At 50.6% G+C, this 12,637-nt stretch carries 5 protein-coding genes, 6 tRNA genes, 3 rRNA genes and 1 pseudogene; 13 read left to right on the top strand and 2 right to left on the bottom strand.

Annotated elements, in window-relative coordinates; translation table 11 throughout:
• The first annotated feature begins 39 nt into the window (after nt 1-39).
• The 9 genes from btuB to birA all read left to right on the top strand — a co-directional run bounded on the left by btuB (nt 40) and on the right by birA (nt 10,800).
• Nucleotides 40-1,896: a TonB-dependent vitamin B12 receptor BtuB gene (gene btuB, locus SK35_RS23080; RefSeq protein ID WP_048215166.1), complete on the top strand. Its 1,857-nt coding sequence runs from the start codon at nt 40-42 to the stop codon at nt 1,894-1,896.
• Nucleotides 1,841-2,692 carry a glutamate racemase gene (gene murI, locus SK35_RS23075; protein WP_048215165.1) on the top strand — a complete coding sequence of 284 codons (852 nt, stop codon included), beginning with the start codon at nt 1,841-1,843 and terminating at the stop codon, nt 2,690-2,692. The genes btuB and murI overlap by 56 nt, the downstream gene beginning before the upstream one ends.
• Before the next feature lie 380 nt (nt 2,693-3,072).
• Nucleotides 3,073-4,614 (top strand): 16S ribosomal RNA (locus SK35_RS23070).
• A 71-nt stretch (nt 4,615-4,685) separates the two neighbouring features.
• Nucleotides 4,686-4,762 (top strand) — tRNA-Ile (locus SK35_RS23065).
• Between the two features lie 109 nt (nt 4,763-4,871).
• Nucleotides 4,872-4,947 (top strand) — tRNA-Ala (locus SK35_RS23060).
• Between the two features lie 209 nt (nt 4,948-5,156).
• A 23S ribosomal RNA gene (locus SK35_RS23055) occupies nt 5,157-8,063 on the top strand.
• Between the two features lie 100 nt (nt 8,064-8,163).
• Nucleotides 8,164-8,279, top strand: a 5S ribosomal RNA gene (rrf, locus tag SK35_RS23050).
• Together the 16S, 23S and 5S rRNA genes with 2 tRNA genes alongside form the textbook arrangement of a ribosomal RNA operon.
• 533 nt (nt 8,280-8,812) lie before the next feature.
• Nucleotides 8,813-9,841, top strand: coding sequence for a UDP-N-acetylmuramate dehydrogenase (gene murB, locus SK35_RS23045; RefSeq protein WP_048215164.1), 1,029 nt, complete (start codon nt 8,813-8,815; stop codon nt 9,839-9,841).
• Nucleotides 9,838-10,800, top strand: a complete 963-nt coding sequence (gene birA / locus SK35_RS23040; RefSeq protein ID WP_003826969.1) for a bifunctional biotin--[acetyl-CoA-carboxylase] ligase/biotin operon repressor BirA — start codon at nt 9,838-9,840, stop codon at nt 10,798-10,800. The genes murB and birA overlap by 4 nt, the downstream gene beginning before the upstream one ends.
• Nucleotides 10,801-10,832: 32 nt before the next feature.
• Here birA and coaA read toward each other — a convergent pair whose 3' ends face one another.
• Both coaA and SK35_RS26955 read right to left on the bottom strand, forming a co-directional pair.
• A complete protein-coding gene (coaA, locus tag SK35_RS23035) occupies nt 10,833-11,783 on the bottom strand; it encodes a type I pantothenate kinase (RefSeq protein ID WP_043018507.1) in 951 nt (316 codons plus the stop codon).
• Between the two features lie 289 nt (nt 11,784-12,072).
• Nucleotides 12,073-12,153, bottom strand: a pseudogene (locus SK35_RS26955) (hypothetical protein); the annotation flags it as partial.
• Nucleotides 12,154-12,172: 19 nt separating this feature from the next.
• On the opposite strand from SK35_RS26955, the gene SK35_RS23030 reads away from it, so the two are divergent.
• The 4 genes from SK35_RS23030 (at nt 12,173) to SK35_RS23015 (ending at nt 12,611) form a co-directional block, all read left to right on the top strand.
• Nucleotides 12,173-12,248, top strand: a tRNA-Thr gene (locus SK35_RS23030).
• A gap of 8 nt (nt 12,249-12,256) precedes the next feature.
• Nucleotides 12,257-12,341 (top strand) — tRNA-Tyr (locus SK35_RS23025).
• A 114-nt stretch (nt 12,342-12,455) separates the two neighbouring features.
• A tRNA-Gly gene (locus SK35_RS23020) sits at nt 12,456-12,530 on the top strand.
• A gap of 5 nt (nt 12,531-12,535) precedes the next feature.
• Nucleotides 12,536-12,611: transfer RNA gene (locus SK35_RS23015), tRNA-Thr, on the top strand.
• The last annotated feature ends 26 nt before the right edge of the window (nt 12,612-12,637 follow it).

Here is a 12,637-nt window from a genome sequence, read left to right as displayed (position 1 = left end):
GGACCTGCGGCATCCTTCTTATATTGTGGATGCTTTACAATGATTAAAAAATCGTTGCTGTGCACGGCACTTTCCGTCACGGCATTTTCTGGTTGGGCACAGGATACTAGCCCAGATACTCTCGTTGTTACTGCCAACCGTTTTCAGCAGCCTGTTAATACTGTCCTTGCTCCCACTGATGTGGTGACGCGTGAAGATATTCAGCGCTGGCAGTCAAAAGATCTCAATGATGTCATGCGCCGATTGCCGGGCGTAGATATTTCGCAAAGCGGCGGTATGGGGAAAAGCTCCTCGCTGTATGTTCGCGGTACTGAGTCCCGGCATGTCCTGGTATTGATTGATGGCGTGCCGATGGCGCGTGCGGGCATCGGTAATGCGATTGATATTGGTCAGATTCCGGTATCGTTGGTGCAACGTGTTGAATATATTCGCGGGCCGCGTTCAGCTGTGTACGGATCTGGTGCGATCGGTGGTGTGATGAACATCATTACGATGAGTAATGAAGAGAAATCACAGATCAACGCAGGTATGGGGACTGATGGTTATCAGACCTACGACGGCACGATAAATAAACGATTTGGTGACACGATGGTGACGGCGGCTGGCGCTTACCAGACGACCAAAGGTTTTAACATTCAACCTGATTCCCCTTACAGCGGTGACAGCGATCGCGATGGTTATCGCAACAAACTGTTCTGGGGCGGCTTGCAGCACAAGTTTAACGATAACTTCTCCGGTTTCTTCCGTGGTTACGGCTACACGGCGAATAGCGATTACGATCAGGGCTCTTATGGCTATGCTGGCGGTAATGACGAAGCTCAGAGTTACACTCAGTCCTGGGATTCCGGCCTTCGTTACAGCTCAGGTATCTATTCCGCCCAACTGATTGCTAACTACCAGCATCTCAAAGATTACAACTATAGCAATCAACTCGGTCGTTATGCGGGGGATGCTACGCTGGATAATATGGAACAGCGCTATATTCAGTGGGGAAATAACGTTGAGGTTGGGCATGGAGCGATTAGCGGTGGTGTCGACTGGAAACAAGAAAAGCTGACTTCCAGTAGTACCACGAAATCGGACTCTTATAAACGTGATACGACCGGACTTTATCTAACTGGGCAACAACAAATTGATAGCGTCACGCTGGAAGCCTCAGGCCGTGAAGATCATGATGAACAATTCGGCTGGCATGGCACCTGGCAGACTGCTGCAGGCTGGGAGTTTGTTGATGGCTACCGTGCAACGCTCTCTTATGGCACAGGTTTCCTGGCTCCTTCACTTGGTCAGCAATACGGGGCTACGCGTTTTGCCTCTTCCTATGGGCCGGGTATTGCAGCCAACCCGAATTTGAAACCGGAAGAATCTAAACAGTGGGAAGCAGGGATTGATGGATTGACAGGGCCGCTTGATTGGCGTCTTTCTGCATATCATTATGAAATTCAAAACCTGATCGATTACAAGAATAACCAGTATATCAACGTTAAGTCAGCCACGATTAAAGGGCTGGAATGGACTGGGAATGTTACGACTGGCCCAGTAGATCATCACCTGACGCTACAGTATGTTGACCCGCGGGATGATGATACGAATAAGGTACTCTATCGCCGAGCAAAACAGCAGGTTAAGTATGAGTTAACTGGGCAGGTTCAGGACTTGGGGTGGAACGTTGCTTATCAATATATAGGTGAACGTTACGATAATGATTATGACAATAATCGTGATGTTAAATTGGGCGGCGTCAGCTTGTGGGATATCGGAGTGTCATATCCAATCACCTCACAGCTGACAGTTCGTGGTAAAATCGCCAACCTGTTCGATAAAGATTACGAGACAGTTTATGGCTACGCAACTGCAGGACGGGAATACACCTTGTCTGGCAGCTACACCTTCTGATCCCCGTCCCACCGTGCTGGTGTTTGATTCCGGCGTCGGTGGGTTGTCGGTCTATGACGAGATCCGGCGTCTTCTGCCGGATCTCCACTATATCTACGCTTTCGACAACGTCGCCTTTCCTTATGGAGAGAAGAGCGAGGAGTTTATCGTCGAGCGTGTTGTTGAGATAGTGACTGCGGTCCAGCAGCGCTATCCCCTCTCTCTTGCGGTCATCGCGTGTAATACAGCAAGCACGGTGTCGCTCCCTGCGTTACGTGAGAAATTTGCTTTCCCGGTTGTGGGCGTGGTGCCTGCGATTAAACCGGCAGCGCGACTCACGGCGAACGGTGTTGTGGGGCTACTGGCTACACGTGCAACGGTGAAGCGCTCGTATACCCATGAGCTGATTGCGCGATTCGCTAACGAATGCCAAATTGCAATGTTGGGTTCTGCTGAGCTGGTGGAACTGGCGGAAGCGAAGCTGCACGGTGAAACAGTTTCTCTGGAAGAACTGCGGCGTATTCTGCGTCCATGGCTGCGGATGTCTGAACCACCTGACACAGTAGTGCTCGGTTGCACTCATTTCCCTCTATTACAGGAAGAGCTTTTACAGGTCCTGCCCGAGGGGACGAGACTGGTGGATTCTGGTGCCGCGATAGCGCGCCGCACGGCCTGGTTGTTAGAGCATGAAGCGCCAGATGCGAAATCAACCGATGAGAACGTCGCATTTTGTATGACAATGACGACAGAAGCTGAACAATTATTGCCTGTGCTACAGCGCTATGGCTTTAAAACGCTCGAAAAACTGTCAGTTTAAGTGGTTTTGATGAAAAAATACGCACTCGGAAGATTATTTTAAATTTCCCCTTGTCAGCCTGAAATAACTCCCTATAATGCGCCTCCACTGACACGGAACAACGGATTACAAGCCGCCGGGTCAGCGGGGTTCCACTGAGAATCTCGTAGAGAAAAGCAAAAATAAATGCTTGACTCTGAATGAGGAAAACGTAATATACGGGACCTCGCGACAGAGCGCTAAAGCGCGTCGCAACTGCTCTTTAACAATTTATCAGACAATCTGTGTGGGCACTCAAAGATACGGATTCTTAACGTCGCAAGACGAAAAATGAATACCAAGTCTCAACGAGTGAACACGTAATTCATTACGAAGTTTAATTCATTGAGCATCAAACTTTTAAATTGAAGAGTTTGATCATGGCTCAGATTGAACGCTGGCGGCAGGCCTAACACATGCAAGTCGAACGGTAGCACAGAGGAGCTTGCTCCTTGGGTGACGAGTGGCGGACGGGTGAGTAATGTCTGGGAAACTGCCCGATGGAGGGGGATAACTACTGGAAACGGTAGCTAATACCGCATAACGTCGCAAGACCAAAGAGGGGGACCTTCGGGCCTCTTGCCATCGGATGTGCCCAGATGGGATTAGCTAGTAGGTGGGGTAACGGCTCACCTAGGCGACGATCCCTAGCTGGTCTGAGAGGATGACCAGCCACACTGGAACTGAGACACGGTCCAGACTCCTACGGGAGGCAGCAGTGGGGAATATTGCACAATGGGCGCAAGCCTGATGCAGCCATGCCGCGTGTATGAAGAAGGCCTTCGGGTTGTAAAGTACTTTCAGCGAGGAGGAAGGTGTTGTGGTTAATAACCGCAGCAATTGACGTTACTCGCAGAAGAAGCACCGGCTAACTCCGTGCCAGCAGCCGCGGTAATACGGAGGGTGCAAGCGTTAATCGGAATTACTGGGCGTAAAGCGCACGCAGGCGGTCTGTCAAGTCGGATGTGAAATCCCCGGGCTCAACCTGGGAACTGCATCCGAAACTGGCAGGCTAGAGTCTTGTAGAGGGGGGTAGAATTCCAGGTGTAGCGGTGAAATGCGTAGAGATCTGGAGGAATACCGGTGGCGAAGGCGGCCCCCTGGACAAAGACTGACGCTCAGGTGCGAAAGCGTGGGGAGCAAACAGGATTAGATACCCTGGTAGTCCACGCCGTAAACGATGTCGACTTGGAGGTTGTGCCCTTGAGGCGTGGCTTCCGGAGCTAACGCGTTAAGTCGACCGCCTGGGGAGTACGGCCGCAAGGTTAAAACTCAAATGAATTGACGGGGGCCCGCACAAGCGGTGGAGCATGTGGTTTAATTCGATGCAACGCGAAGAACCTTACCTACTCTTGACATCCAGAGAACTTAGCAGAGATGCTTTGGTGCCTTCGGGAACTCTGAGACAGGTGCTGCATGGCTGTCGTCAGCTCGTGTTGTGAAATGTTGGGTTAAGTCCCGCAACGAGCGCAACCCTTATCCTTTGTTGCCAGCGGTTCGGCCGGGAACTCAAAGGAGACTGCCAGTGATAAACTGGAGGAAGGTGGGGATGACGTCAAGTCATCATGGCCCTTACGAGTAGGGCTACACACGTGCTACAATGGCATATACAAAGAGAAGCGACCTCGCGAGAGCAAGCGGACCTCATAAAGTATGTCGTAGTCCGGATTGGAGTCTGCAACTCGACTCCATGAAGTCGGAATCGCTAGTAATCGTGGATCAGAATGCCACGGTGAATACGTTCCCGGGCCTTGTACACACCGCCCGTCACACCATGGGAGTGGGTTGCAAAAGAAGTAGGTAGCTTAACCTTCGGGAGGGCGCTTACCACTTTGTGATTCATGACTGGGGTGAAGTCGTAACAAGGTAACCGTAGGGGAACCTGCGGTTGGATCACCTCCTTACCTTAAAGAAACGTTCTTTGTAGTGCTCACACAGATTGTCTGATGAAAATTAGCAGTAAGAAAATCTCTGCAGGCTTGTAGCTCAGGTGGTTAGAGCGCACCCCTGATAAGGGTGAGGTCGGTGGTTCAAGTCCACTCAGGCCTACCAAATTCGCCTCCGTGCTGTGTTACGGCGATGCTCGCATACTTCAGTATGCTTCGCACCACCGCGCCTTGCCCGGAAACGAATTAGGGTACAGAGATTAGCATTCTACGATGGGGTTATAGCTCAGCTGGGAGAGCGCCTGCCTTGCACGCAGGAGGTCTGCGGTTCGATCCCGCATAGCTCCACCATCTCTTACTGCAAAAACACAAGAAAACTTCAGAGTGTACCTGAAAAGGTTCACTGCGAAGTTTTGCTCTTTAAAAATCTGGATCAAGCTGAAAATTGAAACGACACACTGTTTCATTTCTCCGTAATAAGAAATGGAAAATGGTGTGTTCGAGTCTCTCAAATTTTTGCAAGTCGATGATGAATCGAAAGAAACATCTTCGGGTTGTGAGGTTAAGCGACTAAGCGTACACGGTGGATGCCCTGGCAGTCAGAGGCGATGAAGGACGTGCTAATCTGCGATAAGCGTCGGTAAGGTGATATGAACCGTTATAACCGGCGATTTCCGAATGGGGAAACCCAGTGTGTTTTGACACACTATCATTATGTGAATACATAGCGTAATGAAGCGAACCGGGGGAACTGAAACATCTAAGTACCCCGAGGAAAAGAAATCAACCGAGATTCCCCCAGTAGCGGCGAGCGAACGGGGAGCAGCCCAGAGTCTGAATCAGCATGTGTGTTAGTGGAAGCGTCTGGAAAGTCGCACGATACAGGGTGAAAGTCCCGTACACAAAAGTGCATGTGTTGTGAACTCGAAGAGTAGGGCGGGACACGTGGTATCCTGTCTGAATATGGGGGGACCATCCTCCAAGGCTAAATACTCCTGACTGACCGATAGTGAACCAGTACCGTGAGGGAAAGGCGAAAAGAACCCCGGCGAGGGGAGTGAAAAAGAACCTGAAACCGTGTACGTACAAGCAGTGGGAGCACCCTTTGGGGTGTGACTGCGTACCTTTTGTATAATGGGTCAGCGACTTATATTCTGTAGCAAGGTTAACCGAATAGGGGAGCCGAAGGGAAACCGAGTCTTAACTGGGCGTTAAGTTGCAGGGTATAGACCCGAAACCCGGTGATCTAGCCATGGGCAGGTTGAAGGTTGGGTAACACTAACTGGAGGACCGAACCGACTAATGTTGAAAAATTAGCGGATGACTTGTGGCTGGGGGTGAAAGGCCAATCAAACCGGGAGATAGCTGGTTCTCCCCGAAAGCTATTTAGGTAGCGCCTCGTGAATTCATCTTCGGGGGTAGAGCACTGTTTCGGCTAGGGGGTCATCCCGACTTACCAACCCGATGCAAACTGCGAATACCGAAGAATGTTATCACGGGAGACACACGGCGGGTGCTAACGTCCGTCGTGAAGAGGGAAACAACCCAGACCGCCAGCTAAGGTCCCAAAGTCATGGTTAAGTGGGAAACGATGTGGGAAGGCACAGACAGCCAGGATGTTGGCTTAGAAGCAGCCATCATTTAAAGAAAGCGTAATAGCTCACTGGTCGAGTCGGCCTGCGCGGAAGATGTAACGGGGCTAAACCATGCACCGAAGCTGCGGCAGCGACACTATGTGTTGTTGGGTAGGGGAGCGTTCTGTAAGCCGTTGAAGGTGTATCGTGAGGTATGCTGGAGGTATCAGAAGTGCGAATGCTGACATAAGTAACGATAATGCGGGTGAAAAACCCGCACGCCGGAAGACCAAGGGTTCCTGTCCAACGTTAATCGGGGCAGGGTGAGTCGACCCCTAAGGCGAGGCCGAAAGGCGTAGTCGATGGGAAACAGGTTAATATTCCTGTACTTGGTGTTACTGCGAAGGGGGGACGGAGAAGGCTATGTTAGCCGGGCGACGGTTGTCCCGGTTTAAGCATGTAGGCGGAGGTTCCAGGTAAATCCGGTACCTTTTAACGCTGAGGTGTGATGACGAGGCACTACGGTGCTGAAGTAACAAATGCCCTGCTTCCAGGAAAAGCCTCTAAGCATCAGGTAACACGAAATCGTACCCCAAACCGACACAGGTGGTCAGGTAGAGAATACCAAGGCGCTTGAGAGAACTCGGGTGAAGGAACTAGGCAAAATGGTGCCGTAACTTCGGGAGAAGGCACGCTGATATGTAGGTGAAGTGATTTACTCATGGAGCTGAAATCAGTCGAAGATACCAGCTGGCTGCAACTGTTTATTAAAAACACAGCACTGTGCAAACACGAAAGTGGACGTATACGGTGTGACGCCTGCCCGGTGCCGGAAGGTTAATTGATGGGGTTATCCGTAAGGAGAAGCTCTTGATCGAAGCCCCGGTAAACGGCGGCCGTAACTATAACGGTCCTAAGGTAGCGAAATTCCTTGTCGGGTAAGTTCCGACCTGCACGAATGGCGTAATGATGGCCAGGCTGTCTCCACCCGAGACTCAGTGAAATTGAACTCGCTGTGAAGATGCAGTGTACCCGCGGCAAGACGGAAAGACCCCGTGAACCTTTACTATAGCTTGACACTGAACACTGGTCCTTGATGTGTAGGATAGGTGGGAGGCTTTGAAGTGTGGACGCCAGTCTGCATGGAGCCATCCTTGAAATACCACCCTTTAATGGCTGGTGTTCTAACGTAGACCCGTAATCCGGGTTGCGGACAGTGTCTGGTGGGTAGTTTGACTGGGGCGGTCTCCTCCTAAAGAGTAACGGAGGAGCACGAAGGTTAGCTAATCCTGGTCGGACATCAGGAGGTTAGTGCAAAGGCATAAGCTAGCTTGACTGCGAGAGTGACGGCTCGAGCAGGTGCGAAAGCAGGTCTTAGTGATCCGGTGGTTCTGAATGGAAGGGCCATCGCTCAACGGATAAAAGGTACTCCGGGGATAACAGGCTGATACCGCCCAAGAGTTCATATCGACGGCGGTGTTTGGCACCTCGATGTCGGCTCATCACATCCTGGGGCTGAAGTAGGTCCCAAGGGTATGGCTGTTCGCCATTTAAAGTGGTACGCGAGCTGGGTTTAGAACGTCGTGAGACAGTTCGGTCCCTATCTGCCGTGGGCGCTGGAGAATTGAGGGGGGCTGCTCCTAGTACGAGAGGACCGGAGTGGACGCATCACTGGTGTTCGGGTTGTCATGCCAATGGCATTGCCCGGTAGCTAAATGCGGAAGAGATAAGTGCTGAAAGCATCTAAGCACGAAACTTGCCCCGAGATGAGTTCTCCCTGACCCTTTAAGGGTCCTGAAGGAACGTTGAAGACGACGACGTTGATAGGTCGGGTGTGTAAGTGTAGCGATACATTGAGCTAACCGATACTAATGAACCGTGAGGCTTAACCTTACAACGCCGAAGATGTTTTGGCGAAGAGACAGACACAAGATTCAGTTTGATTACAGATTACATCGACATGCCCAGGAGGTGTGTTGATAAACAGAATTTGCCTGGCGGCTGTAGCGCGGTGGTCCCACCTGACCCCATGCCGAACTCAGAAGTGAAACGCCGTAGCGCCGATGGTAGTGTGGGGTCTCCCCATGCGAGAGTAGGGAACTGCCAGGCATCAAATAAAAGCGAAAGGCTCAGTCGAAAGACTGGGCCTTTTGTTTTATCTGTTGTCTGTCGGTGAGGGCTCTCCTGCCCAGGACAAATCCGCCGGGAGCGGATTTGAACGTTGCGCAGCAACGGCCCGGAGGGTGGCGGGCAGGACGCCCGCCATAAACTGCCAGGCATTAATTTAGTGAAGAAGCCCATCCTGACGGATGGGCTTTTTTGCGTCTGTGCGGGGCAAAAACCGCCGGATGCGGCGTGCCGCCTTATCCGGCCTACAGAGGCCGGGCTGAACGTATTTTGTAGGCCTGATAAGCGCAGCGCATCAGGCAACACGTCTGCATACTGCCGGATGCGGCGTATCGCCTTATCCGGCCTACAGAGGCAGGGCTGAATGTATTTTGTAGGCCTGATAAGCGCAGCGCATCAGGCTCATCACAACACCGCACCATCGGGTGCAAAGCAATATCCAAAACCTCCATAACACAAGCCATCCAGCGGTATATGCGGTAAACTAGGCGCGATTTTGCATCAGGAAAGCGTCTATGAATCACTCCCTTAAAGCCTGGAACACCTTCGGTATCGATCAGCAAACGAATGAACTTGTCTGCGCCGAAAATGAACAACAATTACTGAATGCCTGGCAATCAGCCAATGCATCGCATCATCCAGTACTGATCCTGGGCGAAGGGAGCAACGTCCTGTTTCTTGATGCCTTCCAGGGTACGGTGATCGTCAATCGTATTAAGGGTATTGAGATTACAGAACAACCTGATGCGTGGCATTTGCACGTAGGTGCGGGTGAAAACTGGCATCATCTGGTCCAGCATACGTTGCAGCTTGGTATGCCTGGGCTGGAAAATCTGGCGCTTATCCCAGGCTGCGTGGGTTCATCGCCAATCCAGAATATTGGTGCCTATGGCGTAGAGCTACAGCGCGTCTGCGAATACGTAGACTGCGTTGAGCTGTCGACTGGCAAACATCTGCGCGTTGGTGCAGCAGAATGTCGCTTTGGTTATCGTGACAGCATCTTCAAACATGAATACCAGGATCGCTTCGCAATTATTGCTGTTGGTTTACGCTTGTCTAAACAGTGGCATCCGGTACTGACCTATGGCGATCTGACGCGCCTGGATCCTACAACGGTGACGCCTCAGCAGGTTTTTGATTCTGTCTGCCATATGCGCACGACAAAACTGCCCGATCCGAAAGTAAACGGTAATGCAGGAAGCTTCTTTAAAAACCCGGTTGTCACCGCAGAGATTGCGCAGGAGCTCCTGGCAAAATTCCCAACAGCACCTCATTACCCGCAGGCTGATGGTTCTGTGAAACTGGCAGCCGGCTGGCTTATCGATCAGTGTCAGCTAAAAGGCATGCGCATTGGTGGCGCAGCGGTACATCAACAGCAGGCTCTGGTGCTGATCAATGCAGACAATGCGACGAGTCAGGATGTGGTGCAACTTGCACATCATGTACGTCAAAAAGTCGGTGAGAAATTTAATGTCTGGCTCGAACCAGAGGTCCGGTTTATTGGCCCGCAGGGTGAAATGAATGCTGTGGAGATCATTGCATGAAGGATAATACCGTCCCTCTGACGCTTATTTCATTACTCGCTGATGGCGAATTTCATTCTGGTGAGCAGCTCGGTGAAAAGTTGGGAATGAGCCGTGCCGCAATCAATAAGCATGTCCAGACGTTACGCGACTGGGGGGTTGATGTCTTTACTGTTCCAGGTAAAGGATACAGCTTACCGGAGCCTATCCAACTATTAGATGCCTCACTTATTCATTCTCAACTGGATGGTGGAAATATCACAGTCCTGCCGGTTATCGACTCAACCAATCAGTACCTGATGGACCGAATAGGTCAACTGGAGTCAGGGGATGCCTGTGTCGCTGAATATCAGCAAGCCGGGCGCGGTCGCCGTGGTCGCAAATGGTTTTCACCGTTTGGTGCCAACCTGTACCTTTCAATGTTCTGGCGGTTGGAACAAGGACCGGCTGCCGCGATTGGCCTGAGTCTGGTTATTGGTATCGTCATGGCTGAGGTTTTACGCGATCTGGGCGCAGAGAAGGTACGTGTAAAATGGCCCAACGACCTCTATTTGCTCGACCGTAAGCTGGCAGGGATCCTGGTTGAACTGACCGGTAAGACAGGGGATGCCGCGCAGATTGTTATCGGTGCGGGTATTAATATGTCCATGCGCCGGGTTGAAGAAAATGTGGTTAATCAAGGCTGGATTAACTTGCAGGAAGCGGGCATTAACATTGATCGCAATACCCTTGCTGCCCGACTGATACGTGAGTTGCGTGCTGCGTTAGTGCTCTTTGAGCACGAAGGTTTAGCGCCGTATCTGTCTCGCTGGAAGAGACTGGATAACTTTATCGACCGCCCGGTCAAACTTATTATTGGCGATAAAGAAATATTTGGCATCTCTCGTGGAATAGACGCGCAAGGTGCATTATTGCTTGAACAAAATGGCGAGATCAAACCCTGGATGGGTGGAGAAATATCGCTAAGAAGCGCTGAGTAATAAGAAGGGGAGCTGTTGCTCCCCTTTTTTATTTATTTTCTCAACCTGACTTGCTCAACGGCATGATTGGCACTTTTCGTCATGATTAAGCTTGCTCGCTCACGCGTTGGTAATATATTTTGTTTTAAATTCAGCCAGTTAATCTCTTTCCATAACGATGTGGCGGTGTTGATAGCCTCATCTTCTGATAATTTTGCATAGTTATGGAAATAAGAGTCTGGGTTGGTAAACGCCCCTTCACGGAATTTCAGGAAACGGTTGATATACCACGTCTGGAGTAATTCTTCTGGCGCATCAACATAAATAGAAAAGTCGACAAAGTCAGAAACAAATACATGATGCGGATCGTGAGGATAGTCCATCCCGCTTTGTAATACATTTAGCCCTTCGAGTATTAATATGTCGGGCTGGGCAACGGTTTTGTCGCCATCAGGGATCACATCATAGATGAGATGGGAATAGACCGGCGCCGTGACGTTAGGTACGCCTGATTTCAGATCGGAAACGAATTTAACCAAGCGATGCATATCATAGGACTGGGGGAAGCCTTTCTTCTTCATCAGTCCACGCTCTTTCAATACCTGGTTAGGGTGGAGAAAGCCATCGGTAGTAATCAACTCAACCTTGCGATGCTCGGGCCAGCGACTGAGCAAAGCCTGCAAAACACGCGCAGTCGTACTTTTACCGACGGCGACGCTGCCAGCAATGCTAATAATATAAGGAATACGCTCGCCATTCGTGCCTAAAAATTGCTCCAGCACGGCCTGACGTCGCAGGTTCGAACTGATGTAAAAGTTTAGCAAACGCGAGAGAGGCAAATAAATCTCGGCAACTTCTTCCAGCGATAAGTCTTCGTTAATGCCTTTAAGACGAGCAATCTCTTCCTCGGTCAGGGTCATCGGCACGGAATCACGAAGCGCAGCCCACTGGTTGCGATCAAACTGTAGGTAAGGCGACGTTAACGCTTGCTCTTTTATACTCATACGCATGGTCTGGCTGTCATTGCTATATCAGGTCTGCGGTAAAAAACGAAATCATCCCGGTACGCAATGGCACGCACATTTCAGTTAATTTGGACAATGGGCAGGAGGGTAACACCAGATGGGGGGGAATAATAAGAAAAAATCATCCTCTGAAATGCAATGTGACGGGTATTCCAGATGTATAAAGATGTGCTTTCTCTCTATCAAAGCGTACCTGCCGGAGCAAAATTCCTCCCAGAGGAGGCACGTGACGTTGGAAATTTGTCCAATCCAAAGAGGAAATAGATTATTTATCGGTCGTATAGTGCAAAATGTGAGCGATAGAACATTTTATGCAATTTTTTAGTTGCATGAGTGCGCGTGTCTCCATAAAATGCGCGCTACTTGATGCCGACTTAGCTCAGTAGGTAGAGCAACTGACTTGTAATCAGTAGGTCACCAGTTCGATTCCGGTAGTCGGCACCATCAAGTCCGGTGGGGTTCCCGAGCGGCCAAAGGGAGCAGACTGTAAATCTGCCGTCACAGACTTCGAAGGTTCGAATCCTTCCCCCACCACCACTTTCTGGCAGCGTTATCGCCGCCTGAGTTGATTAAAAAATTAATCAGCTCGAACAGAAAAGAGAGAAATCTCTTTTTTGTTGCAGAAAGAACTGGGTAGCCGAGTTTCAGGATGCGGGCATCGTATAATGGCTATTACCTCAGCCTTCCAAGCTGATGATGCGGGTTCGATTCCCGCTGCCCGCTCCAGACGTGCTGATATGGCTCAGTTGGTAGAGCGCACCCTTGGTAAGGGTGAGGTCCCCAGTTCGACTCTGGGTATCAGCACCACTTCACTTCTCCTTCCCGTTTCTCTC

This window comes from Citrobacter sp. MGH105 (assembly GCF_001037485.2).
Classification (GTDB): domain Bacteria; phylum Pseudomonadota; class Gammaproteobacteria; order Enterobacterales; family Enterobacteriaceae; genus Citrobacter; species Citrobacter portucalensis.
This window is presented reverse-complemented; position numbering and strand designations above follow the sequence as displayed.